The organism is Dietzia sp. JS16-p6b (assembly GCF_003052165.1).
Lineage (GTDB): Bacteria > Actinomycetota > Actinomycetes > Mycobacteriales > Mycobacteriaceae > Dietzia.
On record NZ_CP024869.1, the window covers coordinates 2,968,658 to 2,992,837 of the forward strand.

The 24,180-nt window shown below is 70.4% G+C and carries 25 protein-coding genes; 11 read left to right on the plus strand and 14 right to left on the minus strand.

Going from position 1 to position 24,180, the window contains the following annotated elements:
* The 3 genes from CT688_RS13695 (at position 1) to CT688_RS13705 (ending at position 2,638) form a co-directional block, all read left to right on the plus strand.
* A complete protein-coding gene (locus CT688_RS13695; RefSeq protein WP_107757345.1) occupies positions 1-1,710 on the plus strand; it encodes a long-chain-fatty-acid--CoA ligase in 1,710 nt (569 codons plus the stop codon).
* A 103-nt stretch (positions 1,711-1,813) separates the two neighbouring features.
* A complete protein-coding gene (locus CT688_RS13700; RefSeq protein WP_107757346.1) occupies positions 1,814-2,122 on the plus strand; it encodes a DUF1778 domain-containing protein in 309 nt (102 codons plus the stop codon).
* Between the two features lie 36 nt (positions 2,123-2,158).
* Entirely contained in the window at positions 2,159-2,638 is a 480-nt protein-coding gene (locus CT688_RS13705; protein ID WP_231750349.1) for a GNAT family N-acetyltransferase, read from the plus strand.
* On the opposite strand, the gene CT688_RS13710 is transcribed toward CT688_RS13705, so the two are convergent.
* The 4 genes from CT688_RS13710 to CT688_RS13725 form a co-directional block, all read right to left on the minus strand.
* Complete coding sequence (locus tag CT688_RS13710; RefSeq protein ID WP_156607270.1) at positions 2,639-3,967, minus strand: type IV pilus biogenesis/stability protein PilW; 1,329 nt, start codon at positions 3,965-3,967, stop codon at positions 2,639-2,641.
* A gap of 57 nt (positions 3,968-4,024) precedes the next feature.
* Positions 4,025-4,594, minus strand: coding sequence for a YbjN domain-containing protein (locus CT688_RS13715; protein WP_370446312.1), 570 nt, complete (start codon positions 4,592-4,594; stop codon positions 4,025-4,027).
* 95 nt (positions 4,595-4,689) lie between these two features.
* Entirely contained in the window at positions 4,690-6,000 is a 1,311-nt protein-coding gene (mshA, locus tag CT688_RS13720; RefSeq protein ID WP_231750350.1) for a D-inositol-3-phosphate glycosyltransferase, read from the minus strand.
* A gap of 81 nt (positions 6,001-6,081) precedes the next feature.
* Complete coding sequence (locus tag CT688_RS13725; RefSeq protein ID WP_107757350.1) at positions 6,082-6,993, minus strand: alpha/beta fold hydrolase; 912 nt, start codon at positions 6,991-6,993, stop codon at positions 6,082-6,084.
* Positions 6,994-7,239: 246 nt separating this feature from the next.
* Between CT688_RS13725 and CT688_RS13730 the strand changes: the two genes are divergently transcribed.
* A complete protein-coding gene (locus CT688_RS13730; protein ID WP_107757351.1) occupies positions 7,240-7,689 on the plus strand; it encodes a limonene-1,2-epoxide hydrolase family protein in 450 nt (149 codons plus the stop codon).
* Here CT688_RS13730 and CT688_RS13735 read toward each other — a convergent pair.
* The 5 genes from CT688_RS13735 to CT688_RS13755 are packed head-to-tail and all read right to left on the minus strand — an operon-like array spanning position 7,670 to position 12,635.
* Positions 7,670-8,128 (minus strand): ATP-binding protein, encoded by a 459-nt coding sequence (locus tag CT688_RS13735; protein ID WP_107757352.1) that lies wholly within the window; start codon positions 8,126-8,128, stop codon positions 7,670-7,672. The two genes, CT688_RS13730 and CT688_RS13735, sit on opposite strands and share 20 nt — an antisense overlap.
* A complete protein-coding gene (locus tag CT688_RS13740; protein ID WP_107757353.1) occupies positions 8,118-8,453 on the minus strand; it encodes an STAS domain-containing protein in 336 nt (111 codons plus the stop codon). Before CT688_RS13740 ends, CT688_RS13735 begins: the two co-directional genes overlap by 11 nt.
* The gene (locus CT688_RS13745; protein ID WP_107757354.1) at positions 8,450-10,420 is read right to left on the minus strand and encodes a glycosyltransferase family 2 protein; all 1,971 of its coding nucleotides are present in this window, start codon (positions 10,418-10,420) and stop codon (positions 8,450-8,452) included. The genes CT688_RS13740 and CT688_RS13745 overlap by 4 nt, the downstream gene beginning before the upstream one ends.
* A complete protein-coding gene (locus CT688_RS13750; protein ID WP_107757355.1) occupies positions 10,417-11,649 on the minus strand; it encodes a PP2C family protein-serine/threonine phosphatase in 1,233 nt (410 codons plus the stop codon). The genes CT688_RS13745 and CT688_RS13750 overlap by 4 nt, the downstream gene beginning before the upstream one ends.
* A complete protein-coding gene (locus CT688_RS13755) occupies positions 11,646-12,635 on the minus strand; it encodes a glycoside hydrolase family 26 protein (RefSeq protein ID WP_107757356.1) in 990 nt (329 codons plus the stop codon). Before CT688_RS13755 ends, CT688_RS13750 begins: the two co-directional genes overlap by 4 nt.
* Before the next feature lie 55 nt (positions 12,636-12,690).
* On the opposite strand from CT688_RS13755, the gene CT688_RS13760 reads away from it, so the two are divergent.
* The 3 genes from CT688_RS13760 to CT688_RS13770 all read left to right on the plus strand — a co-directional run bounded on the left by CT688_RS13760 (position 12,691) and on the right by CT688_RS13770 (position 15,294).
* Positions 12,691-13,470: an SDR family NAD(P)-dependent oxidoreductase gene (locus CT688_RS13760; RefSeq protein WP_107757357.1), complete on the plus strand. Its 780-nt coding sequence runs from the start codon at positions 12,691-12,693 to the stop codon at positions 13,468-13,470.
* A gap of 182 nt (positions 13,471-13,652) precedes the next feature.
* Positions 13,653-14,192, plus strand: coding sequence for a ferritin (locus CT688_RS13765; protein WP_370446313.1), 540 nt, complete (start codon positions 13,653-13,655; stop codon positions 14,190-14,192).
* Positions 14,193-14,298: 106 nt separating this feature from the next.
* Positions 14,299-15,294, plus strand: a complete 996-nt coding sequence (locus CT688_RS13770; protein ID WP_107757358.1) for a triacylglycerol lipase — start codon at positions 14,299-14,301, stop codon at positions 15,292-15,294.
* A gap of 22 nt (positions 15,295-15,316) precedes the next feature.
* Here the strand turns inward: CT688_RS13770 and CT688_RS13775 are convergent, their stop codons facing one another.
* The 4 genes from CT688_RS13775 to CT688_RS13790 all read right to left on the minus strand — a co-directional run bounded on the left by CT688_RS13775 (position 15,317) and on the right by CT688_RS13790 (position 20,385).
* Positions 15,317-15,904 (minus strand): dihydrofolate reductase family protein, encoded by a 588-nt coding sequence (locus CT688_RS13775; RefSeq protein WP_107757359.1) that lies wholly within the window; start codon positions 15,902-15,904, stop codon positions 15,317-15,319.
* Positions 15,905-15,948: 44 nt separating this feature from the next.
* Positions 15,949-17,535 (minus strand): ATP-binding cassette domain-containing protein, encoded by a 1,587-nt coding sequence (locus CT688_RS13780; RefSeq protein WP_107757360.1) that lies wholly within the window; start codon positions 17,533-17,535, stop codon positions 15,949-15,951.
* Between the two features lie 374 nt (positions 17,536-17,909).
* Positions 17,910-19,010 (minus strand): membrane protein insertase YidC, encoded by a 1,101-nt coding sequence (yidC, locus tag CT688_RS13785; RefSeq protein ID WP_107757361.1) that lies wholly within the window; start codon positions 19,008-19,010, stop codon positions 17,910-17,912.
* Positions 19,011-19,224: 214 nt separating this feature from the next.
* On the minus strand, positions 19,225-20,385 hold the full coding sequence (locus tag CT688_RS13790; RefSeq protein WP_370446314.1) for a UDP-N-acetylmuramate dehydrogenase: 1,161 nt from the start codon (positions 20,383-20,385) through the stop codon (positions 19,225-19,227).
* Between the two features lie 39 nt (positions 20,386-20,424).
* Here CT688_RS13790 and CT688_RS13795 point away from each other — a divergent pair, with 39 nt between their 5' ends.
* The 4 genes from CT688_RS13795 (at position 20,425) to CT688_RS13810 (ending at position 23,390) form a co-directional block, all read left to right on the plus strand.
* The gene (locus tag CT688_RS13795) at positions 20,425-20,925 is read left to right on the plus strand and encodes a DUF2505 domain-containing protein (RefSeq protein WP_107757362.1); all 501 of its coding nucleotides are present in this window, start codon (positions 20,425-20,427) and stop codon (positions 20,923-20,925) included.
* Positions 20,926-21,008: 83 nt separating this feature from the next.
* Positions 21,009-21,845 (plus strand): DUF2993 domain-containing protein, encoded by an 837-nt coding sequence (locus CT688_RS13800; protein WP_107757363.1) that lies wholly within the window; start codon positions 21,009-21,011, stop codon positions 21,843-21,845.
* 20 nt (positions 21,846-21,865) lie between these two features.
* Positions 21,866-22,369, plus strand: coding sequence for a metallophosphoesterase (locus CT688_RS13805; RefSeq protein WP_107757364.1), 504 nt, complete (start codon positions 21,866-21,868; stop codon positions 22,367-22,369).
* 73 nt (positions 22,370-22,442) lie between these two features.
* Positions 22,443-23,390, plus strand: a complete 948-nt coding sequence (locus tag CT688_RS13810; protein WP_107757365.1) for an NADP-dependent oxidoreductase — start codon at positions 22,443-22,445, stop codon at positions 23,388-23,390.
* A 56-nt stretch (positions 23,391-23,446) separates the two neighbouring features.
* On the opposite strand, the gene deoC is transcribed toward CT688_RS13810, so the two are convergent.
* Positions 23,447-24,148 carry a deoxyribose-phosphate aldolase gene (deoC, locus tag CT688_RS13815; protein WP_107757366.1) on the minus strand — a complete coding sequence of 234 codons (702 nt, stop codon included), beginning with the start codon at positions 24,146-24,148 and terminating at the stop codon, positions 23,447-23,449.
* Positions 24,149-24,180 lie beyond the last annotated feature (32 nt).

The window sequence follows — 24,180 nt, forward strand, 5'->3', positions numbered from 1 at the left end:
ATGACCACAGACGCCGGCAACACCCCCGATCGACCCGACCGGCCGTGGACCGACCACTACACCCCGGGCACCGCGCACGACCTCGCGTACGGCAGCACCACGCTGATCGATCAGTTCGACGACGCCGTGCGGGCCTACTCCGACCGGCCCGCGACCGAGTTCTTCGGCCGCCTGACCTCCTACTCCGAGATCGGCAGCCGGGTCCGCCGCGCCGCCGAGGGGCTGCGGCGCCTCGGGGTGGGTCGCGGGGACCGGGTCGCGGTGCTGTTGCCGAACTGTCCGCAGGGGATCGTCGTGTTCTACGCCGCGCTGCGGATCGGCGCGATCGTGGTCGAGCACAACCCGCTCTACACCGCCGACGAGCTCGCGGGCCCGTTCGCCGACCACGGCGCGCGGGTGGTGGTGACCTGGAACGTCGTCGCCGGCACGGTGCGCGAGCTGGCCGACCGCCCGGGAACGGCCATCGAGCACATCATCGCCGTCGACCTGCTCGACGAACTCCCCGCGGCCAAGCGCCTGGCGCTGAAGCTCCTGCCCGTCCCGTCGCTGCGCGCCTCGCGAGCGAAGCTGTCGGTCCCCGCCCCCGGGACCCTGGATTGGCGAGATCTGGAGACCGGGCCGGAGCTGGACTTCTCCCATCCGCGGCCGCGCGCCGAGGATCCGGCGCTGATCCTCTACACCTCCGGCACCACCGGCACGCCCAAGAGGGCCACCCTCTCGCACGCCAACCTGGTGGCCAACGCCACGATGGGCGAGGCCTGGGTGCCCGGGCTCGAGCCGGGTAGGGAGCGGTTCCTGGCCTCGCTTCCGATGTTCCACGCGTACGGGGTGACGATGTGCGTGGTGTTCGGCATCGCCCAGGGCGCGCGGCTGCAACTCGTGCCGACACCCGACATGGACCTCATCATGCCGATCCTGGCCAAGGACCTGCCGACCTTCATCCCGGCAGTCCCACCGATCTACTCGAAGATCCTCGAGGAGGCCGACCGGCGGGGGATCTCGCTGCGGGGCGTGCGGCACTCGTTCTCTGGCGCGATGAGCCTGCCCGCCGACCTCATCGGCAGGTGGGAGGCCGCGACCGGGGGCCTGCTGGTGGAGGGATACGGGATGACCGAGACCTCCCCCATCACCGTCGGCAATCCCATGTCGACGGCGAGGCGGGCCGGCAGCATCGGCATCCCCTTCCCCGACACCGATGTCCGCGTCTCCCACAAGGACGATCCCTCCGTCGACGCCTCCCCGGGCGAGCCCGGCGAGCTGCTGGTCAGGGGCCCGCAGGTCTTCCCGGGGTACTGGGGAAACCCCGAGGCCACGGCCGAGACCTTCCACGACGGATGGCTGCGCACCGGCGACGTCGTGACCCAGGATCCCGACGGTTTCCTCCACGTGGTGGACCGCATCAAGGAGATGATCGTCACCGGCGGGTTCAACGTGTACCCCTCCGAGGTCGAGGCGGTCCTGCGCAGGGCCCCGGGCGTGGCCGACTGCGCGGTGGTGGGCCGGCGCGGCCCGGACGGCGGCGAGCAGGTGGTGGCCGCGGTCGTGCTCGAACCGGGCGCCGAGCTCGACGCCCCGGCCCTCCGCGCCCACTGCAGGGCCTCGCTCACCGGGTACAAGGTCCCGCGCGAATTCGTGCAGGTGGCCGAGCTGCCCACCAACCCGATGGGCAAGGTCCTGCGCAAGAAGGTCGCGGAGCTGATCAACTCCTGAATCCGACCGCCGAACTGGCCGCATGGATACCACCGTCAACGTATGGGTTGACATGCATTCCCATTCGTACGTACCGTGTACTCACATCAGGAAGGGAATTGACATGAGCCAGTCATCTGAGACCGCGCTGCGCACTTCGAAGTCGCAGAGGATCAATCTTCGAGCAAGCGAGCGGCAGGAAGAGATTCTGCGCCGCGCCGCGTCAGCGACCGACACCTCTATGACCGAGTTCATCCTGGGAAGTGCCGTCGATCAGGCCGAGAAGGTTCTTGCCGATCGCAGATGGTTCACGGTGTCCCAGGAACAGTGGGACGAGTTTAACCGTCTGCTCGACACGCCATTGGAGGACAGCTCCAAGCTCCGTCGACTAGCCGCCCGCCCATCGCCGTTCTCTGCTTCCGAGAACGAGTGACGGCCAAGGATGCCGTATTGCGCCCCACGGAAGCTATTGCGCAGCGACGTCACCGAGGGTTTCGATAGCGGTGCGGCGGAACTCGACTCGTGGTTGGACGAGTACGCGTACGTCAACCAACGGGCCAACAACGCGGTCACTTACGTCAGTACCGACGGCGATCGGGTAGTGGGTTACTACTCGATCGTCGTCGCTGCGGTGGAACTCGCGCAGGTGCCTGAGCGACTGACCAAAGGCGGTCGCCCGGCCGAGTTGCCGTGCATACTGCTCGCTCGTCTAGCCGTTCACAGGTCCACCCACGGGCACGGGCTAGGCGCTGGCCTGCTTCAGGACGCCCTCAAGAGAGCCGCCGTAATCAGCGAGTCCATCGGTGCGGCCGCGTTGCTCATCCATGCTCGCGACGACGGTGCCCGGGAATTCTATCTCCACAACGGCAACTTCCTGAGCTCTCCGACCGACCCGATGCATCTGTTCTTGCCGATGAAGGACATCCGCAAGGTATTCCTACCGGGCTGACTAGTACCCCTCACTCGCGACTCGCAACACATCCTTCGCGGACTCGAGCCACCGAAACGGTTCGATCTCCACCGCCACCGGATCCCCTGACCACAGCGAGGCGGGTTCCCAGTACCAAGCCGCAACGTTCCCCTCGACGAACGCAAACTGCTCCCCAGCTCGGTCGAGATCACCCAGAACAATATGCGCCGACGCCAAGTTGACTGGCCTGCTGATATTCCCGATGTCGTCCGATACCGCACTCAGCAATCGTATGGCTAACTCCGGATCGTCGGGGATTGAGCAGAAGGCCAGAGCGTTGCTCCACACAGCGTTCTGCGGGTCGTTCAGCCAAGCTTTACGTGCCCGGTGCACCGCAGCAAACCTGTCCCCCGCTTGGATCGCCAGAACAATGTCCTCCAATACCTGGTCCACGTCGGTCGATTCCGAATCGCCGTTTCGGAGTTCGCTCATCGCCGACTGGCCGAGCGCTTTCCACAGCACGGACACGGGAAACTGTCTTTCGATCAAAACCTCAGATTTCACCCCCGAAAGAGCCGACATTTCTTGCGAATCGTTGACCCAGGCAATCTCGAGCTCGATCGATCGTGTGCACCACTCCCGAGGTGAGGTTCTGGTGAACCGCTCGTAAACCCACCTGGACACGGACTGCCCTCCGCGCAAGACCCTGTGGTCAAGCGCGGCCTCCGTCCGTTCGTACCCCTCCAGTTTCCATGCGATCAGGTGGGCTGCTGCCGCGTCTTCTACCCACCGATCAATGAGATTGCGCCCCGCGCCTTTCCGGGTCTCGTGCATGAGGTGATCGAGAGTGATCTCGCCCTCAGCAGCGCGGCAGACCGTGAGGCAATTCTCAACGTATCGGAGCCACGGCTGCATCGTCGGAGCGGAGGGGAGAGGTTCCCCGGACCCGGACTCCCTGGCCCAGATAGCCAAGCTGAGGTCGTAGAGGAGTTGCCTCTCGACCGCTGGCGCCAGAAAACTTCTGAGGACCATGTCCGGACTTATCCCCCGCTCCCCCAATAACCCGAGCGCCGAGGTCACGTAAACTGCCCTCCTCAGCGGGTCCCGCCACGGCGGGGTGAGAACCTTGTCGCGCACGAAGCGAAGAAGAGTGGCCGTCGGCCACGTTGCGTCTGGAGGGACGCCCACCCTCTGCAGGACGTCCTTACCCAGATCGACGTTGCCCCATTCCCATTCGAGCCGTCGACGCTCGACAGCGATGCTGCGGATCGACTCACAAGCCCCGTCACCACCGCAAAGTGCATGACCGCTCGACGAACACTCGTTAGCAAAATAGTCGAGTGCAGCAACGTGAAGCTCGGAATACATGATCCGAATCGTAGGTCACCCGCCAGCCGAGGTCTCCGCGATCGCAGGCGATAGGCCCTAATCCGGCTGCGGCAGATCCGCGGTGAGGTGACGGAACGCGTGGAGATTGCGCAGCGGCTCACCGCGCGAGACGCGCCACTCCCACTCCCGGCGGATCGAGGTGTAAAACCCGATCTCGAGCAGGATGTTGAAGTCGTGATCCGCGGCCTCGAGCACCTGGCCCAGCACGCGGTCGAGCTCCTCCTCGGTCACCGCCACGAGCGGCATCCGGCCCACAAGATAGATGTCACCGTTGTTGTCCAGCGTGTACGCCACCTGGTACAGGCGCCGGTTGCGCCGCAGCAGGTACTTGTAGACCTTCTCGAAGTCTTCGTCGGGCTTGCGGCAGACGAACGCCTCGATCCGCACGCTCTCCCGGTTCACCGTCAGGTGGCAGGCGGTCTTGAGGCGCTTCTCCCCCGGCAGCTGCACCACGAAGACCCGGCCGTCGGCCAACGTCGACTCGATGTCCCGCTCCACGAGGAAGTCGCGGATCAACTCCAGGGTCGGGCCGTCGACCTCGTCGGCACCGCGAGGCGCAGCCCCGCTGCCCTCGTCCATGCGCTTGTTCTCGGTGGGGTCGATCATCGTGGCTCCTTCGGTTCGACTCCCCTGTACTCGTGAGCGGTTCGTCGCGGGGGGAGGTTCGGACGGGGCGCTCGACCGGCGGGCGCCCCGGGGTGTCAGGAGGCGGTGGCCGCCTCTCGCCGGGCCCGGTGAGCGGCCACCGTGCCCGCGTACGAGGCGAGAAGTCCATCGGCGGTGGAATCCCAGGAGAACCGGGAGGCGTGAACCGGGGCGGCCCGCGACATGGACAGGCGGCGCGCGTCGTCGTCGAGCAGTCCCACCAACGTGGCCGCCCACTCGCGCGGGTCGTGACCGACCACGGTGATCCCCGTGCGGCCGTGATCGACCGCCGTGGGCAGACCGCCCACAGCCGCCGCCACCACCGGCGTCCCGCAGGCCTGCGCCTCCAGTGCCACGAGGCCGAAAGACTCCGAATACGACGGCACGGCCACCACGTCGGCGGCGCGGTACACGTCCACGAGTTCCGCGGGTGGCCGCGGCGCGAGGAAACTCACCCGGTCGGCCACGCCCAGCTCGTCGGCCAGGTCCATGAGTGAACGGGGGCGCTCCAGCCCGGACCCGCTGGGCCCGCCCACCACCATCAGACGCACGTCCCGGTGCGGCTGCTCCCGCACGATCTCGGCCAGTGCACGGACGATCACATCGGGGGCCTTGAGCGGCTGGATCCGGCCGACGAACGCGACCACCTCGGACCGCTGCCCCAGCCCCAACGCCCGGCGGGCCCGCTCTGTGCCGCGCTGCGTCCCGGGGGTGTACTGCTCGAGGTCGGCGCCCGGGGGCACCACGTCGATGTGGGCGGGGTCGGCGTCGTAGTAGCCCACGAGTTCGTCGCGCTCGCCGGTGGTGTTGACCACGAGGCGGTGCGCGGAGTCCACGATCTGCTGCTCGCCGATGCGCCGGGACTCAGGCTCCGGGACGTCACCGTCGGCGAGGACCGCGTTCTTCACCTCCGCCAGGGTGTGCGCCGTGTGCACCAGGGGTACGCCCCAGTGCTCGGAGGCCACCAGACCGGCCTGCCCGGACAGCCAGTAGTGGGAGTGGATGAGGTCGTAGTGCCCGGGTGCATGACCGGCCTCCGCCCGCATCACACCGGCCACGAATGGGCAGAGCTGCGTGGGCAGGTCCTCCTTGCACAGGCCCTCGAACGGCCCCGCCACGATGTTGCGCACCAGCACGCCGTCGCCGGCCTGCTCGACCGGCGGCTGCGAGGAATGGGTGGCGCGGGTGAAGACCTCGACCTCCACGCCCCGGCGGGCCAGCCGACGGGCGGTCTGCAGAACGTACACGTTGAGCCCGCCCGCATCGCCCGTTCCCGGCTGCGCCAACGGCGAGGTGTGGAACGACAGGACGGCGATGCGCCTCGGGAGGGGGGCCTCGGCGCCGGTGCGGAGATCGGAGACGGTCACCTCACCGATTGTGCCCGCGACGACGACGCGGCGCACTCCGGCGCGAGAGGGCCCGCCCGTCGCCCCGGCGCGGATCCGCGGCTACAGCTCGGCGGCGAAGGCGTCGAGCTCGGCCAGGAACCGCGGCGTCTCCTCGAGGAACGGTGCGTGCGCCGACTCGGCGAACCCCACGTAGCGCGCACCAGGGATCATCTCGGCATTGGCCCGGCCGGCCGAGGGCAACACCACCCCGTCGTGCTCGCCGTGGATCACCAGCGCGGGGATGGCCAGGCCACGCAGGGTGTCGTCGTGGTCCACCCGTCGCGTGAGCAGCTTCTGCCGCACCGCGGGGGGCGTGGCCAGGGAGAGACCGAAGATCCGCTGGCGGCTCACCCCGTCGCCGGACCGCATCATGGCGGTCCCGAAGCCCGCCAGGGTGGCGATCGCGGTTCCCGGATCCTCGGCGAACCCGCCGTCGGCGACCGCCATCATGGCCGGGCCGACCGCACCGCCGGCGGAGCGTGAGACCGCGGTGACCGCTCCACACAGCACCAGCCCGGCGACCCGGCCCTCGCCGCGTGAGGCCAGGTAGTCGGAGACCACGATCCCGCCATACGACCAGCCGAGCAGGATCGCGCCCCCGGGCCCGGCGCCCCCGGCCCCGGCGTCCTCGGCCCTGGCGTCCCCGGCCCCGGCGTCCTCGGCGGGGTCACCACCGATCCCGGCCGCGTCGAGCACCGCCTCGAGGTCGTCCGCCCACTGCTCGGAGGAGTCATACCCCGTCTCGGCCACCCCGGAGTGCCCGTGCCCGCGCAGGTCCACCGCGACCACCCGGAACCGCTCGGCCAGCGCGTCCAGCAGCTCCGGCCCCCAGCTGGCGCTCGACTGGGCCCAGCCGTGGACCAGCACCAACGGGCGGGCGGCGGGGTCGCCGAGGAGGCGGTAGGCGAGGGCGGTGCCGTCGGAGGAGACGACCGACGAGACGGCGGGGGCGGGGGCGGCTGCGGAACTCATGAGGCTCATCGTGCCAGCCACAGATCCGGCTGAGCTGTCCAGATCCCGCACATCGTCGATGGCCCGCGTGCCCCACCGAGAACTGCGCGCGCCGTCCGCATCACCGGAACTCTGCGCCCTGCCCACCCCTGCCTACGCGCATTCCGCCCGGGTACGCGGGCGCAAGGGACCACTCGGCACGCACAAGTCGGTTGAGGCCGGGCGTTCCGGCCGCACAGATCGGACCGGGGCGGTTACCGTGGTCCAATGGCTACCACCACCACCAAGCTCGACTCCGACGTCGTGGTCCGCACCTTCTTCGACGCCCTCGTCTCGGGCGACGTCACCACCGCCTCCGAGCTGCTCGCCGAGGACGTGTGGTGGGCCAACATCGGGCTCCCCACCATCCGGGGCAAGCGCGATGTGGTCAAGGCGCTGTCGGCCCTGGGCGGCAGCGTGGACTTCGACGCGGAGATCCACCACCTCGCCGTGGGCGCCCCCGCCGACCCCACCACCCCCGGCTCCCCGACGATCGTGCTCACCGAACGCACCGACTACCTGGGGGTCGGGCGATTCCGCTGCGGGTTCTGGGTGTGCGGGCGACTCGAGGTCCGCGACGGCCTCGTGTGCGGCTGGCAGGACTACTTCTCCAAGTCCGACATGGCCCTCGGCGCGGTGCGCGGACTCGTCGGAATGGTCACCGGCCGGGGCCGCTGACCTCGTCGTCGTCCTCCGACTGCCCCGCCTCCCGCTCGCGGTGACAGGCCAGCCGCCAGACGTTCTCTCCCCCGCGCCGGCGGTACTCGAGTTCATCGAGCGCCTCCACCGCGATCGCCAGCCCCCGGCCCCGGGCGGCGAAGACGTCCGGCATCTGCACGGCACGCAGGTCCACCCGGGCGGGGCTGCCGTCGTCGGTGAAGCGCGCCTCGAGGCGGTCCGGCGTCACCTCCAGTACGAGGTCGAGGTGCACCGGGCCGCCGTCGGCCGCGTGCTCGATGATGTTCGCCCCGATCTCCGCCACGGAGATCTCGAACCGCAACCGCACCTCCTCCTCGACCTCACCGGCCGAGAGCGTCTCCCCGATCAGATCGAGGATCCTGTCGAGCGTGCCCTCACCCGTGGTGAGGGTCAGCTCCCGACGCTGGTCAGCCGCCATCGAAGGCGGAGTCCGCCGACTCGTGCGCGGTCAGAACCCGGTCGAGCCGGGTGAGCTTCAACACGCTCGTGACCTGTGCGTTCGGGGCCGCGATACGAAGGTCGCCCCCGGCTTGCCTGGCGGCTTTGAGTCCGGATATCAACGCCCCGAGTCCCGAGGAGTCGATGAACTCGGTGGCGCTGAGGTCCACCACCACCCGGCGCGACCCGCCGTCGACCAGCTCACGGAGCTGGTCGCGGAGGCCGGGGGCGGCCACCATGTTCAGTCGACCGGTCGGCTGAACCACCACTGCGGTGCCGGCCTCCCGGATGTCGTAGGCGGTCATGTCGCTCCTTCTCTGTCGGGTCCACGGTAGCGAGCGGCCCGGAAGACCACCGAGAGAATCAACAGGTCGAACACCACCCAGACGAGGTTCGCCGTGACGCCGAGGACGGAGATCGCCCCCAGGTACAGCCGCACCACCCCGATGACGGCCGCCACCACCAGGAACGCCATGACGATGAGTTGCGGCCGGAAGAGGTACCACGGCGTCGCGTCCTCCCCCTGGCGGGTCTTGGGGGTGACCGCGAAGTCGAGGGGTTTACCGAAGTAGACGTTGCGCGCGGCGGTCCAACAGGCCGCGATCCACACGGGGAAGAGGGCGAGGCTGTACTGCTGTCCCCGCCAGGTCGGGGTGCCCCGGCCGGCGATGAAGAACAGCAGCTGGCTCAGAACGAGGAACGGGATGAGTCGCGCGAAGAAGTCCACGCTCCACGCCTGGACGGGCAGCACGCCGAAGGTCAGGTAGATGACCGGGGCGGCGAAGTATGCCAGTGCCGCGAAGCCCGAGAGGTAGCTCCACATCGTGGACCAGTACATCAACCGCTGGGCCAGCGTCAGACCCCGCTGCACCAGGGGGTTCTCGCGCAGCATCACCTGGATCGTGCCCTGTGCCCACCGCAGTCGCTGGGTGAGCATCGTCTTGGGGTCCTCGGGCGCCAGACCATAGGCCAGCACCTCGTGGTGGTAGGCGGTCCGCCATCCCGCAGCGTGCAGACGCATCGCGGTGGCCATGTCCTCGGTGACCGAGATGGTCGCCAGCGCCTGGGTGGGTTCCGCCTCGTCGGCCCGGTCGATGTCCACGGCGCGGATCAGCGCGCGGACCGACTCGACCGCTCCCAGCGGCGACCACTCGCGGTCGGCGAGCTGGTCGAGCACCAGGTCGTCGAGCACTATCGCGTCCGCCCCGTGCTCGTCCAGCGCGGCGATCGCCTCGAGGTCCGACCGGATCGCGCCCATGTCGGCGTCCACCACGGTGCGCGCGGCCGCGTCCACCGTCTGCTGGAACCCGTAGGTGATCTCCGCGAGAGACCCACCCGCCCTGAGTTCGGCGCGGGCGGTGCGCACGGCCCGCCGGACGGTTCCGAGCGCCTCCCCCACCTCGGGCTGGTCCGCCGGGACCGTGCGCTGTGCCCGCCTGATCACCCTGCCGGCCGTCCGCAGGGCGCGATCCACCCCGTCCTCCACGGCCTTGACGTACCCCGTGATGCCGAGCTGCATCAGCGCCTCGCGACGGAGCACGGCGTTCGACCCGCAGAAGAACGCCGCGTTCCACCCGTCCTTGCCCTGCTGGATGGGCCCGTAGAACAGGGGTGCCTGGCTGCCCAGCGGGTCGGACTCGGGGACGTTGGTGAAGTACTGCGGGGTCTGGACCAGCGCCATACCTTCGTCAGTGAAGTACCCGAGGGTCCGGTCGAGGATCTCCGGCTCGGGGACCTGGTCCGCGTCCAGGATCAGCAGGAACTCGCCGTCCGTGTGCAGCAGTGCGTTGATGAGGTTTCCCGCCTTGGCGTGGCGTGGCTTGTCGGTCCAACTGGCCGACCGGGTGAGGTAGTCGACCCCCAGCTCCGCGGCGGCGGCCTGGAGTTCCGGACGGGCGCCGTCGTCCAGGATCCACGTGCGGTGCGGGTAGCGGATGCGCTTGGCGGCCGCCGCCGTGTCGAGCACCAGGTCGAGCGGCTCGTTGTAGGTGGTGATGAATACGTCGACGCTCAGCCCCTCCGGCGCCGGGGGCGGCTCGGGGCGACGACGCAACCGCCACATGGTCACGGCGAAGAGGATCGAGTCGATCAGGCTGTAGGTCTCGGCCAGGACCAGCGGGACGGCGATCCACCAGGCGTCCCAGTTGACCGAGAACAACCACCGCCACACGATGTAGTTCAACCCGACGATCACGGTCACCACGATGAGCAGCCGCAGGTAGGGCGAGGGGTACTCGCTGCGCGGCACCGGCGGGGCCGGGACCGTGCTCACGCCGCCTCTCTCCGGACGGCCACCACGGTCACGTCGTCCAGCGGGGGCCGGCCCGCCACCAGGTCGCGGGTCGCAGCCGTGAGCTCGTCGGGAAGGGCGAAGGGTTGCACGAACTGCCACACCGCGGCGGGGTCGCTGTCCTCGTCCAACAGATCGAGCAGACCATCCGAGCAGATCACCAACACGTCGCCCGGCTCTAGCTGTGCCTCATCAGAGGCCCAGGTGGTCCCGGGGAGGATCCCGATGGGGGGCCCGCCCTCCTCCAGGGGCTCGATCCGCCCGTCGGAGCGCCGCACCAGCGCAAGGCCGTGGCCCGCATCGGTGTAGCGGATCGTCCCGCTGGGCAAGTCTATAGCGGCGAGGAGCGCCGTGACGAAGGTCGAGGTGAGCTCGCAGTCCTCGGCGAGGTGCTCGGCCGCGAGCGTGGTGACTGCCCCCGTGTCCTGCGCGCCGTCGGCGGGGCCGAACCGGTCGAGCACCCGGGAGGCCCCCCGGACCGAGGCGCGAACCGAGGAGGACAGGATCGCGGCCCCGAGCCCCTTGCCCATCACGTCGGCGACGGTGAGCATCAGGGTGTCTCCACGACTGTAGTGGTCGAAGAAGTCTCCGCCGACGGTGAACGCCGGGAGGCAGACGGCGGCGATCCGGTAGCCCTCGAGTCCGGTGAGGGGGCGCGGGAGCAGCTGGGTCTGTATCTCCGCGGCCCGGTCCAGCTCCGCGGACCGCTCGAGTTCCCGTTGCGCCCACTCGGCGAGCTCGGTGAACGCCTCGATCTGCTGCGGGTCGAGGTTCCGGGGCTCGAAGTCATAGACGCAGAAGGTGCCCACCGGATGACCTGTGGGGCCGTAGAGCGGATAGCCGGCGTAGAACCGGACCCCGTCCGGGCCACCGATACCGGGGATCTCGGCGAACTCCGGGTCGGCGGTGGCGTCCGGGATCACCAGCGCAGGGTCGTCAGGGCGGCGGTACGCCCGCGCGATGGTGGTCCGGCAGACCGTCTTGTCCCGGGGCACCTCCTCCACCTCGAGCCCGTGGATCGACTTCATCCACAACCGGTCGTCGTCCATCAGGGACAGGGATGCCGCGGGGACGCCGAGGACCCGGCGCGCCATGTTCGTGACCTGGTCGAACCGGCCCTCGGGCGGGGTCCCCAACAACCCCAGCCGCTCCACGTCGCGCACCCGCTCGGCCTCCACTGGTGCGGGGATGCTCCACGGCGGCGGGGTCATCTCGTACGGCTCCCTCTGGTCAGGGCGTCCGCCATGGCGGCGGCGGACTCCGGGCTGCTGGCCAGGCGCCAATCGGTCTCCTTGTGGTGGTCGAACCACACGAACGCCGTCAACTCTTCTCTCGAATCAAGGTACCCGACGAGGTCCCTGGCCCACTCGGACTTGGGCCCACCCGCCTCCGCGCTGGCCACCTCGGTGACCATCACGGGCACTCCCGGTGCGATCGTGGCCACCTCGTCCAGGGTGGGGCCGAGGATCTCGTCCGGTTCCTGCCAGGAACTCCACGCCTGGGTGGTACCCCAGTTGTAGCCGTCGACGCCCACCACGTCCACGTACTCCTCGCCCGGGAAGAGCGGGGCCACCGGGCTGCTCCCGGGGTGCGGGACGTTGACGGTCCAGACCCACCGAACGTTGTGCACCGCTTCGGCGGCGAAGAGGTCGTGCACATGCCGCCACGCTTCCACATAGGTCTGCGAAGGGGTACCGCCCCGCGGGCTCCACGGGTACCAGTCGCCGTTGGCCTCGTGGGCGAATCGCAGGTACACCGTGTCACCCCAGGCGGCCAGTTCGTCGGCCCAGCGATAGAGGTGGTCGTCGTGGACCCCCGCGGCGATCTCCTCCATCGGGAACGCCCCGCGGTCGTACACCCCGTCCGCGATCCACCGCCACGGCTCCCACGTGATGATCGGGTCCGCACCCCATTCCCGGACGGCGTCCAACTCGGCGATCGGGGGCGGGGAGGAGAAGTCGACGAACCACATCACCACACTCGGCCGGGCACCCACGGTGTCGGCGACCGCACGGAGCTCCTCCGGGGCGGCAGGTCCGCCGGGAGTGCTCACCCCGAAGCGCGGACACGCCTGCCCGGGCGCGTCGAGTGGCGCCAGAAGGGGGTCGGCGGCGACGTCGCACTGCCGCGAGGATCCACACGCCACACACATCACCGCCACCACCACCGAGACCAGGGCCATCCGCACCGCACGCATCGTCGACCATTGTCTCCGTCGCGCGCCACTGGGACTGCTGTTCTAGCCTGAGACCATGAGTGTCGATCACCCCGCCATCCGTGAGCACCTCACCGCTCTCCCCGCCGACACCCGCATCGCGGTGGTGACCGGCGCCTCCTCCGGGATCGGCGAGGCCACCGCACGCGAACTGGCGCGGCTGGGATTCCACGTGGTCGTCGGAGCCCGACGACTCGACCGACTGGAGGCGCTCGCGGACGAGATCGGCGGCACCGCCATCCCCCTGGACGTCACCGATCCCGTCTCGTGCGAGGCGTTCTGCGCGGCCGTGCCCCGGTTGCACGTGCTGGTCAACAACGCCGGCGGCGCCAAGGGGACGACCACCGTCATGGACGCCGACGAGGATCAGTGGCGATGGATGTGGGAGACCAACGTCCTGGGCACCCTGCGGCTCGTGCGCGGACTCATGCCGGTGCTCGTGGACACCGGCGACGGGCTGGTGGTGACCATCACCTCGATCGCCGCGCTCGAGTCCTACGACAAGGGCAGCGGGTACACCTCGGCCAAGCACGCGCAGGCCGTCCTGCACCGGACGCTCCGCGGGGAGCACCTGGGCGAGCCCGTGCGGTTCACCGAGATCGCGCCCGGCATGGTGGAGACCGAGTTCTCACTGGTGCGATTCGACGGCGACGACGACAAGGCCGGCGCCGTCTACGAGGGACTGACCCCCATGGTCGCCAGCGACATCGCCGAGATCGTGGGATTCGTGGCGAGCCGGCCGTCGCACGTCAACCTCGACCAGATCGTGGTCAAGCCGAGGGACCAGCACTCCGCGATGCGGGCGCACCGGCGCTGACGACCGCGTCCCGCGCCGTATCCGGTCGTCCGGCACCGCCGGCCAGGCCAGGCTTACCGATGTTCGGTTAGGCTTACTGACCTGGTAAAACACCCTCGCCGGTCCTACTCTGGGACCCCCGGGGCACACCACGCCCCCGCGAACCTCGACGCCCGTCGAGGTCCCCCGAGAGGAAGGGTTCCATGATCATGGCCAAGAAGTCCTCGTTCACCGAACTGTTGTCCGCGCAGGTCGGCCACGAGTTCGCCGCGAGCCAGCAGTACATCGCGATCGCGGTGTGGGCCGACGCCAAGGACCTGCCGCAGCTCGCGGGCCGCTTCTACCAGCACAGCCTCGGAGAGCGGAACCACGCGATGATGATGGTGCAGTACATGCTCGACCGCGACATCGAGGTGACCATCCCGGCCGTCCCCGGCCCGCAGGCCGACTTCGAGGGACCCGTCGCCGCACTGCGGTACGCACTCGAGCAGGAGAAGCAGGTCACCCGTCAGATCGAGGCCCTGTTCCAGGCCGCGCGAGCCGAGGCAGATCCGCTGGGCGAGCAGTTCATGCTGTGGTTCCTGCGTGAGCAGGTCGAGGAGGTCGCCAACATGAGCACCCTCGTGGCGATCGCCGAGCGCGCGGACAACGACTGGTTCCGGATCGAGGAGTACCTGGCCCGTGAGACCGACGCCTCCTCCAACACCGGCACCCCGCCCGCGGTCGCCGGCGGTGCCGTCTGACGGGAAGCAGAGCGCACAGCGCCGCCCCTGCCTAGGGTGAGGACCATCACACCCATGGAGTCGGCCCTCTCGTAGCGGGCCGCGGCGCAACGACAGGGGGCCTCCGGTGATCGGAGTCGCGACCAGACCACCCGCACGCCCCTTCGGAGCGAGGCGGATCGCCGCTGCGGTGGCGGTGGTCGCCGTGGCGGTGCTCCTCGTGGGTTCCGCCACCACCCCCGCCCGTGCGCAGTCGCCCACCGAGGGACCACTGCCGGTGCCCTTCGACATCTCGGCCGGGTTCCAGGCGTCGTTGGCTCCCGAGATCCCGCCTCCGGGAGCCAACGACCCGAACTGTCGACCGACCCCGCAGCGCCCGCGTCCCGTCGTCCTGGTCCACCCCACCTTCACCACGCAGGCGCTCGCCTGGCAGGCCGGCGCCCCTCTGCTGAGAAACGCCGGGTACTGCGTCTACACCTTCACCTTCGGGAACGTCACGGGCTTCCCGGCGATGCCGATCCAGGGCCTCGGCGACATCCGGGCCTCCGGCCTGGTCCTTCAGCAGGTCGTGGACCGGGCGCTCGCCGAGACGGGCGCGGACGCCGTCGACCTCGTCGGGCACTCCCAGGGCGGCGGCATCCTGGCCGACTACTACCTGACGTTCCTCGGCGGGAGCGAGAAGGTCCACACCAAGGTGGGGATCTCGCCCTCGACCGGGACCAGACTGAGCGAGATCGTCTATCTGCGTTCCCTGGTGCCGGTCCTCGGGCCCGCCGTGTACGGGAGCCTGGAGCACTCGACGCCGGCCCTCATCCAGCAGGTCGTCGACTCGCCACTCGCCACCGAGGTCTACCCACGCGGCCCCGAGAGCATCCCCGGAGTCCGCATGTACAGCATCGTCTCGCAGTTCGACCAGATCGTGACCCCGTTCGTCCGCCAGTTCTACTCCGGTGACGTCACCAACATCGAACTCCAGGCCGGATGTGCCGAGGACCTGTCCGAGCACGTGGCCACCCTGTACAGCGAGAGGGTGTGGTTGCACGTGCTCAACGCACTGGCCCCCGCTGAGGCCAGCCCGGTGCCGTGCTTCCACGTCGCCCCCTACGCGCCCTGGGTGCGGTGAGCCGATCCCTGCAGCCACGCGGTCACCCGCGGCGCGCGCGCTCGTACTCCACGTAGCCCACCCCGCTGTCGAAGCCGATCCTCCGGCGCACGACCAGTGACAACACCGGAACGGGCCCCGAGATCAACGGCCGCCCCGCGCCGATCAGGACCGGATTGATCTTCAGTCGGAACTCGTCGATCTCGTCCACGAGAGCCCCTGCCAGCTCCCCACCTCCGCACAGCCAGATGTCGAGAGGGGAATCCTCGCTCTTGAGCCTGCGGACCAGGGTCACAGGATCCTCGTCCGAGGCCGTGAGACCCTGTTCGGCAGGCAGGTCGTCCGGCCGGTGCGTCACCACGTACTGGCGCAGATGCGGATAGCCGCTGGCCAGACCCTCGTCAACCGCCACCTGATGGGTGGTGCGACCCATCACCACCGTGTCGAACACCCGAGAGGCGGTGTCGGCCAGCCCCAGCGCCCCGCGGACGTGGCCGGGGATCGTCTCCGGGTAGTGCTCGATGAGCCAGGCCATGTGGTCTCCCTCCAGGGGGAAGAAGTCGGTTCGCCCGTCGGGGTCGGCGATGAACCCGTCGGCGGTGACGGCGACGTAGTAGATGAGCGTGCGCACGGGATGGATCCCTCCGTGGTGGGTGATCGGGTGAGGTGGGCGCGTCAGCCGAGTCGGATCACCTCGTCCACCCCCACCCGGTCGCAGAACCCGTCATCGTGGCTCACCAGCAGCAGCGCTCCGCGCCACTGCTGCAGGGCGTCGGCGAGCACCTCCACGCCGGGGAGGTCGAGGTTGTTGGTCGGCTCGTCGAGCACCAACAGTTGCGGCACCGGCCGCGCGAACAACCGGACCGCCAGAGCCGCCCGGAGGCGCTCGCCGCCGGAGAGCTCCCCGAGGCGGCGGAACCCGGCGTCCCCGGTGAAGAGCATCCGCGCCGCGTGGGCGTGGACCTGCTCGGCCTCGGCGTCGGGGCGCACGGCATGGATCGCGTCCACCACCCGGGTCCCGGGATTCTCGATGTGCAGATCCTGCGGCAGCAGAGCCCAGGGCACGTGAGCGGCGTCGTCGTCGTCCCCGCCTGTCGGCCCGGTGCCGAACAGGCGCCGCAGCAGGGTCGTCTTGCCGCTGCCGTTCGGACCGGCCAGGCGCACCCGCGCCGGCCCGACCAGGTGAATCCGGCCGGCCACGGGATCGACGGCGTCCACCACGATCCGGCCCGTCGGCAGCGCGGGGTCGGGCATCGGGATCCGCAGGAGGTCCTCGCGGCGGACGGCTGCGTCGGCGGCGAGCATCCGCTCGCGCGCCTGCTCGACTCCGTGGTCGTGTACCGCGCGGCGCCTGCCCGCGGACTCCTGGGCGGAGCTACGGCGCGCGTTCATCAGGATCTTGGGCATCCCGCCGGCGGCCTGCACCCGGCGTCCCTGCGCGAGTCGACGGCTCGCCTTCTCCATCCCCTCGATGCGGTCCCGCTTCTCGGTGCGCCACTCGTTGCGGGCACCCGACAACGCCTGCGCGGCCGCGGATTGTTCGGCCTCGATCACCTCCCGGTACAGCGAATACGGCCCGCCGAACACCCTGCACCGCCCGGACCGCACCTCCACCGTGGCATCGACCCGCTCGAGCAGCTCCAGGTCGTGGCTCACCACCACGGCGATCCGCCGTCCCGTCGAGACGAACCTCTCGAGCGCCGTGAACACCCTCGCCCGGGCGCGGTGGTCGAGGTTGTTGGTCGGCTCGTCCACCAGCAACACCGTCGGCTGCGCGAGGAGCCTGCCCGCGAGTGCCGCGAGCGCGCGCTCCCCGCCGGACAGCTCGACCACGGGTCTACCCAGATCGGTGGGCAGGCCGAGGTCGTCGAGCAGCGCACGGGTCCGCTCGGCCACCGACCAGTCCTCCCCGACGCGGGCGAAGTCGTCGTCGCTCCCCTCCCCGGCCTCGATCCGCGCCAGGGCGGCCAGCCGAGCGGCCACCCCCAGTTCGTCGGCGAGAGTGCGCCGTGAGGGGGCGTCGACGAGCAGCTGCGGCAGGTACGCGACGGTGGGTGGACGAGCGGCCTCGCCGTCGACGGAGATCGACCCCGCGGACGGCGAGAGTTCATCCGCGATCAGGCGCAGCAGGGTGGATTTGCCCGCGCCGTTGCGGCCGACCACGGCGGTGAGACCGGGACGCAGGGCGAGGTCGAGCCCGGAGAAGAGTGGGGTGCCGTCGGGAAACGCGTACGCGACGTCCGACAGGACGAGGCAAGACATGTGTGCTCCAGGGAGGTGGCGGATGGGCCGGGTCTCACCTGGGGTCGAGCACTGTCCTGGGGTCTCCTCGTGTCTACTGCTCAGCCGGCGCCCCCCGCAGCCGGGATCTCTCCGCGGTCACGTCGTGCGCCTGCCGACTTCCACTGTGCAGATTACGCCCGGGGGCCACAGGGGGCAAGGGTCCCCTCGCCCCCGGGCGTCATCTGGTCGTGGCTACTGCGGATCAACCGCCGAATCGCCGCAATAGACACGACCAAAACCCGCGGGGCGGGGCGGAGCGCGGGGCGGGGCGGAGCGCGGGGCGGGGCGTGGGCGGGGCTCGACGCAGCGCGGGCCAGACCGCGGGGCGGGCCAGACCGCGGGGCGGGGCTACGTCACATGAACGCGCTGGGCGGGAGCCCCTCGCGGCTGGTCATCGGCAGCTCCTTCTCCAGTTTCTCCATGAAGAAGTGCGACTGCACCGCGGTCCAGATGTTGTTGGTGAGCCAGTAGATGCCGATCGCGATGGGGAAGTTGAAGAAGTACGCGCCCACGATGGGGAAGAAGGGGAACAGGTACATCATGATCTTCATCGACTGGTTCATCGACTCGGTCATGGACTCGGCGATCGACTGGAAGTCCTGGGGCTTGCCCGCCGCGCCCTTAGAACCCGCCGCGCCCGTGGAACCCGCCGCGCCGGCCGTGGCGGGAGTCCCCGGGGTGCCTGCCGCGTCGTCGGACCTGGCGGGGTCCGCGGGCTTCTCCCCGTCGACCTCGAGGACCTCCCCGTCGACGACCGGCCCGCCCGCCTTCTCCTCGGCCTCCACCCGGGCGATCGCCTCCTGCTCGGCCGCCTTGGCCGCCTTCTGCCGCCGGAAGGAGTTCCACATGTTGACGAAGGTGGCGATGCCCGCGAGCACGAACAGCGGCACGGCCAGGACGAGGATGTCCTCGCGCACCAACCCGGGGTGCAGGGAGTCCATGACGTCCTGCGGCATCCGGATGTAGGAGGCGAGCGGCACCCCGAAGATCTCGGCGTTGAGGAAGGAGGCGACCTGGTCGGGGCCGAACGCCCCGTTGGTCATGGTGGAGGCCTCCTCGATCGAGACGCCGCGCGGGGAGAAGTTGAGCAGCACGTAGTACAGGCCGAGGAACACGGGGATCTGCACGAGCAGCGGCAGGCACCCGGCCAGGGGGTTGACGCCGGCGTCCGCGTACAGCGCCTGCATCTCCTTGGCCTGCTCCTGGCGGTCCTCGGGACTCTTGCGATCCTTGTACTTGCTCTGCAGCTCCTTCATCTTGGGAGCGATCTGCGCCATCTTGCGCATGGAGTACTGCTGGCGGTACATCGACCGCATGAGCAGCAGCCGCACGGTCACCACGAGCAGCAGCACCGAGCCCACCCAGGCGATCCCGGAACCAGGGTCGAACACGAAGCTGAGCACCCAGTGCCAGAACTTCATGACGAGCGACACCGGATAGGCGAAGAGGTCCACGGGCGAATCTCCAGATGGGACTGTGGCGCCGGAGCGGGCGCGCGGGATGGGGCGGGGCGGGCCGGGTCAACACTAGGAGGCCATACCCCAGCGTGCCAGGGTCAACCGGATCGGTGGGGGCCGGGGTGCCACGCGGCAGTGGTCACGGACAGGGTCTGGTAGCGGCGCCACGGCGAGCGGCGCAGTGGCGAGAGGCGCAGTGGCGAGAGGCGGCTCAGATGCTGCAGCCCACCCACACCGGCTCGGGGTGCAGCTCCACGCCGAACGCCTCGATGACGCCGTCGCGGACCTCGCGCGCCAGCGCGATCACGTCCTCGGCGGTGGCCGAGCCCCTGTTGGTCAGCGCGAGCGTGTGCTTGGTGGACAGTCGGGCGGGGGACGACGACGAGGGATGCCCCTTGCCGAACCCGGCCCGCTCGATCAGCCAGCCCGCGGAGAGTTTGACCCCTCCCGCCGCCGCGAACGCGGGCATTTGCGCCGCCAGCTCGGCTCCGAGCCGGTCGGAGACCCGGGACCGCACCCCCGGGAGCCTGTCCTCGGGGACCACCGGGTTGGTGAAGAAGGACCCGGCGCTCCAGGTGTCGGCGTCGTCGTCGTCGAGCACCATGCCCTTGCCCCGGCGCAGCTCGAGCACGGTGCGCCGCACCAGCGCGGGGTCGGTCCGCTCCCCCGCCCCGACGCCCAGCCGGCCGGCGAGTTCGGCATACCGGATCGGCTCGCTGCGACCGTCGGGGTCGAGCCGGAACTCGACCTCGAGTACCACCGCAGCCGACGAGTTCTTGAGCACGGAGGTGCGGTAGGCCAACCCCAGCGCGTCGGGCCCGACCCACTCGTCGGTACCGGTGGCGCGGTCGTACCAGCGCACGCGGTGCAGCACCTGCGCGACGTCGACGCCATAGGCCCCGACGTTCTGGACCGGGGTGGCGCCCACCGAGCCCGGGATCCCGGACAGGCACTCGAGGCCGCCGTACCCGCGGTCGACGGTGTCCGCCACCAGCTCGTCCCAGGACAGCCCGGCTCCGGCGCGGACGATCATCCCCCCGGGGCCGTCCGTCCCCGCGTCCCGGTAGCGGACCTCGCTGTTGCGGACGGCCACCACCACCAGCTCGAGGTCCCCGTCGGCGATCACCAGGTTCGACCCGCCGCCCAGGACGAGCACCGGCACACCGGCGGCGTCGAGGGCGCCGACCGCGGCCGTGACGGCCTCCGCGGACTCGCACTCCAGCAGCGCGCGGGGACGACCGCCGATCCGCAGGGTGGTGAGATCGGCCAGGCTGGAGTCGGGGACCACCCGGAGACCGGCCACGGTGGACAGCCCGCGGATCACCTCGTCGGCGAGGTCAGCCGGGCGTCGATCGGAGGAAGGCGGGAGCACGCGTCCGAGGATAACCGCCCCCTTGTAGGGTTTGACCCCATGGCGACCCGCTTCTCCCACTCCGCCCGCATCGACGCGCACCTCGAGACCGTGTTCGCCTCGTACGGCGACGAGGCCTTCTGGCACGACCGCCTGGCCGCCATCGGTACCCCCGAGGACTCCCTCGACGAGTTCGTCACCACCGGGGACTCCACCACCGTGACGGTGACCCAGCACATCCCGGACGAGGACATCCCGGACGTGGCCCGCAAGGTCCTGCCCGGCCGCTTGATCATCGTGCGGACCAGCACCTACGCCGAGTTCGACGGGAACCGGTTCACCACCTCCGCCCGGGCGGAGGCCGCGGGTGGACTGGGGATCATCGACGGTGGCTCGGAGTCGCTCTCCGAGGACGGCGTGGTGGTCGAGTCCGCATCGGGCCGGGTCAAGGTGTCCGTCCCGCTGCTGGGCGGCAAGCTCGAGAAGCTGGTCGTGTCCCACCTCACCCGGTTCTTCGACGCCGAGACCGAGCACCTCAACCGCTGGACCGCCGCGCTCTGACCCCCCGCACCGAACCCGGGGTTCTGAGCACGCGCTGAACCGGGGTTCTGCGATCCGGGCCGGTATCGACGACAATTGGCGGAATGCACCCGCGGCACGACACCCAGAGACTCCCCGCTCATGATCGACCCGGCGTCCAGAACGCCGAGACCCAGCAGTTCGCCGCTGGGCCGGGCGCCGATCGGCCCGGTCGCGGCGATACCGGCGGGAGACGTCGCGGCCCGATGATCGCCCTGATCGCCGTCGCCGCGGTGATCCTCCTGGTGGCGGGCGCGGTGGGGCTCGAGTTCGGCACCCGCAACGCGGTGGAGAACCGGATCCAGGAGGAGGTCTCGACCGCCCTCGGCAGCCCGGCGCAGGTCGACCTGGGCGCCCGCCCGGTGCTCCTGTCCTACTTCGGGGGCGACCTCGGCACCGTCCGGATCACCACCGACGGCAGCCCGACGGCGGACGGGGGCGGACCCGCCCCCGCGATCGACATCACCGCCGAGGGAGTGCGGTCCGCCGACGACCTCACCTACGTGGACTCGCTGACCGGGACCGCGTTCGTCTCCGACCAGGCCATGTCGGCGGCCGCGCAGCAGGACTCCGCGGGTGACAGCATGCTCGGCGGCCTGATCCAGGTGCAGGAGATCGTCTCGGATCCGGCCTCGGGCACGCTCCGCGTCTCCATCAGCGGACTCGCCGAGGCGGTCGTGACCCCCAGGTTGATCGGCGGCAATCTGGAGATGGATCCGTCCCAGGCGTCGATCCTCGGCTTCGCGCTTCCGCCCGAGCTGCTCGGTGGCACCGTCTCGATGATGGACTCCGCGCTCGCCGAGCTCCCGGAGGGCGTGCAGCTCACCGGGGTCCGGGTGGTCCCGGGGGGCATGGTGGTCGACCTCAGCGGGCGCGACGTCGTCCTGGAGTCGACCCGGTAGCGGGCGGCACATCCGAGCCCGTGCGCCTGCTGATCATCGCCGACACCCACGTGCCGACGCGCGCCCGCGATCTCCCGCCCCGCCTGTGGGCGGAGGTCCACGACGCGGACGTGGTGGTGCACGCGGGTGACTGGATGGACGTGGCGCTCCTCGACGCCGTGGAGGAGAGGTCCGCGCGGTTGATCGCGTGTTGGGGCAACAACGACGGCCCCGAACTGCGTGAGCGGCTCCCGGAGGTGGCCCGCGCGACGCTCGAGGGGGTGCGTCTGGCGGTCGTGCACGAGACCGGCCCCACGGCGGGGCGGGACAGGCGCATGAGCGGCTCCTATCCGGACACCGACGTCCTGGTGTTCGGCCACTCTCACATCCCGTGGGACACCGTGGCGCCGGGGGGACCGCGGCTGCTGAACCCGGGGTCCCCGACCGACCGTCGTCGGCAACCGTTCTGCACGTTCATGACCGCCACCCTCGCGGACGGCACGGTGGACGACGTCACGCTGCACCGACTCCCGCCGGCCCGGTAGGCCCGGTGGGCCCGGTAGCCCCACCGACAGTCCCGCGAGGGCGGCGCTCGTCGGATTCTGTCACCCTGGGTGCATGAGCTCCCCCACCATGCGCGCCGTGACCCAGGACTCCCTCGGCGGACCGGACGTCCTCGTCGTGTCCGACCGACCCCGCCCCGAGCCACGGACCAACGAGATCCTCGTCCGTGTCAGAGCCGCCAGCGTGAACCCCACCGACTGGAAGCACCGGGCGAACGGCGGTTTCCTCGGCGCGCCACCGTTCGTGCTGGGCTGGGACCTGTCCGGGGTCGTCGAGGAGGTCGGCATCGGGGTGGCCCGATTCGCCCCGGGCGACGAGGTGTACGGGATGCTGTCCTACCCCTTCGGACACGGCGCCCACGCCGACTACGTGACCGCTCCCGCGGCGTGGTTCGCCCCCAAGCCCGCCTCGCTCGACCACGTGCAGGCCGCCGCGCTGCCGCTGGTCTCGCTGACCGCATGGCAGGCGCTCGTGGAGTACGCCGACATTCAGCCCGGGCAGCGGGTGCTGATCCACGCCGCGGCCGGCGGGGTGGGGCACGTGGCGGTCCAGATCGCCAAGGCACGCGGTGCGTACGTGATCGGCACCGCCAGCGCCGGCAAGCACGAGTTCCTGCGCGAGCTGGGCGTGGACGAGGCGATCGACTACCGCGAGGTGGACTTCGCCGAGGCGGTCGGCGACGTGGACGCCGTGCTGGACACTCTCGGCGGCGACACGTCCTCGCGTTCACTGCGCACCCTGCGCCCCGGCGGAATCCTGGTGTCGATCCTCCCGGTGGGGTCGGACGATCTCCTCCGCGAGGCCGACGACCTGGGTGTGCGCGCGATCCGCATGCTCGTCGACTCCTCCCGGCACGACCTGCTCTCCGTCACCGACCTCGTGGACCGGGGTGCGCTGCGGGCCCGCGTCTCCGACGTCTTTCCACTCGAGCAGGCGGCGGAGGCGCACCGGCGCGGGGAGACGGGCCGGACCACCGGCAAGATGGTCCTCACGCTCGACTGAGGTGGCGGCCCCGGGCGGCGGGCGGAAGTCGCCGGCCCGGGCGGCGGGCGGCGGCGTCAGCCCTCGGGGAACCCCTCGAGCACAGCGCGACTGCCGCTCAGCCCCAGCCGGGTGGCGCCCGCGCCGATCATGGCCCGGGCGGTGTCGGCGTCGCGGATCCCCCCCGAGGCCTTGATGCCGAGCTGGCCGCCCACCGCGCGGTGCATGGCGGCGACCGCCCGGACGCTGGCGCCACCGGCCGGGTGGAACCCGGTGGAGGTCTTGACGAGGTCCGCCCCGGCCCGCGCGACGGCGTGGCACAGCTCCTCGATCCGCCGGTCCCCCGCCTCCTCACCCAGCGCCCGGTGGATCGCGGCGGTCTCCAGGATCACCTTGATCACGGTGGGCGGGGGGACGGCGTCCCGCATCGTCAGCACGTCGGCCATCACCTCGTCGACCTCCCCGGCGATCGCCGCACCCACGTCGATCACCATGTCCACCTCGACAGCGCCCTGGTCCACCGCCAATCGGCCCTCCATGGCCTTGACCAGGGAGTGGTGCTTGCCGGACGGGAAGCCCGCCACCGTCGCCACCGTCAGGCCCTCCGCCCGCACCGGGAGCATCGCCGGGCTCACGCACACCGCCTTGACCGCCAGGTCACGGGCCTCGTCCACGCAGGCCTGCACGTCCTCCCGGGACGCGTCCGGGGAGAGCAGCGTGTGATCGATCATCGCCGCGACGCGGTCGCGGGTCAGGTGAGTCCGTGGGGTGGCGTCCATACGGTCAGCCTAGCGGGGCTCCCCGGCCCCCC

Excerpts from the sequence above, each read along its gene's own strand:
- CT688_RS13695 (WP_107757345.1), top strand. The coding sequence starts at position 1 with ATGACCACAGACGCCGGCAACACCCCCGATCGACCCGACCGGCCGTGG.
- CT688_RS13700 (WP_107757346.1), top strand. The coding sequence starts at position 1,814 with ATGAGCCAGTCATCTGAGACCGCGCTGCGCACTTCGAAGTCGCAGAGG.
- CT688_RS13710 (WP_156607270.1), bottom strand. The coding sequence starts at position 3,967 with ATGTATTCCGAGCTTCACGTTGCTGCACTCGACTATTTTGCTAACGAG.
- CT688_RS13715 (WP_370446312.1), bottom strand. The coding sequence starts at position 4,594 with ATGATCGACCCCACCGAGAACAAGCGCATGGACGAGGGCAGCGGGGCT.
- CT688_RS13725 (WP_107757350.1), bottom strand. The coding sequence starts at position 6,993 with ATGAGTTCCGCAGCCGCCCCCGCCCCCGCCGTCTCGTCGGTCGTCTCC.
- CT688_RS13730 (WP_107757351.1), top strand. The coding sequence starts at position 7,240 with ATGGCTACCACCACCACCAAGCTCGACTCCGACGTCGTGGTCCGCACC.
- CT688_RS13735 (WP_107757352.1), bottom strand. The coding sequence starts at position 8,128 with ATGGCGGCTGACCAGCGTCGGGAGCTGACCCTCACCACGGGTGAGGGC.
- CT688_RS13740 (WP_107757353.1), bottom strand. The coding sequence starts at position 8,453 with ATGACCGCCTACGACATCCGGGAGGCCGGCACCGCAGTGGTGGTTCAG.
- CT688_RS13750 (WP_107757355.1), bottom strand. The coding sequence starts at position 11,649 with ATGACCCCGCCGCCGTGGAGCATCCCCGCACCAGTGGAGGCCGAGCGG.
- CT688_RS13755 (WP_107757356.1), bottom strand. The coding sequence starts at position 12,635 with ATGCGTGCGGTGCGGATGGCCCTGGTCTCGGTGGTGGTGGCGGTGATG.
- CT688_RS13760 (WP_107757357.1), top strand. The coding sequence starts at position 12,691 with ATGAGTGTCGATCACCCCGCCATCCGTGAGCACCTCACCGCTCTCCCC.
- CT688_RS13765 (WP_370446313.1), top strand. The coding sequence starts at position 13,653 with ATGATCATGGCCAAGAAGTCCTCGTTCACCGAACTGTTGTCCGCGCAG.
- CT688_RS13780 (WP_107757360.1), bottom strand. The coding sequence starts at position 17,535 with ATGTCTTGCCTCGTCCTGTCGGACGTCGCGTACGCGTTTCCCGACGGC.
- CT688_RS13795 (WP_107757362.1), top strand. The coding sequence starts at position 20,425 with ATGGCGACCCGCTTCTCCCACTCCGCCCGCATCGACGCGCACCTCGAG.
- CT688_RS13800 (WP_107757363.1), top strand. The coding sequence starts at position 21,009 with ATGCACCCGCGGCACGACACCCAGAGACTCCCCGCTCATGATCGACCC.
- CT688_RS13810 (WP_107757365.1), top strand. The coding sequence starts at position 22,443 with ATGAGCTCCCCCACCATGCGCGCCGTGACCCAGGACTCCCTCGGCGGA.
- deoC (WP_107757366.1), bottom strand. The coding sequence starts at position 24,148 with ATGGACGCCACCCCACGGACTCACCTGACCCGCGACCGCGTCGCGGCG.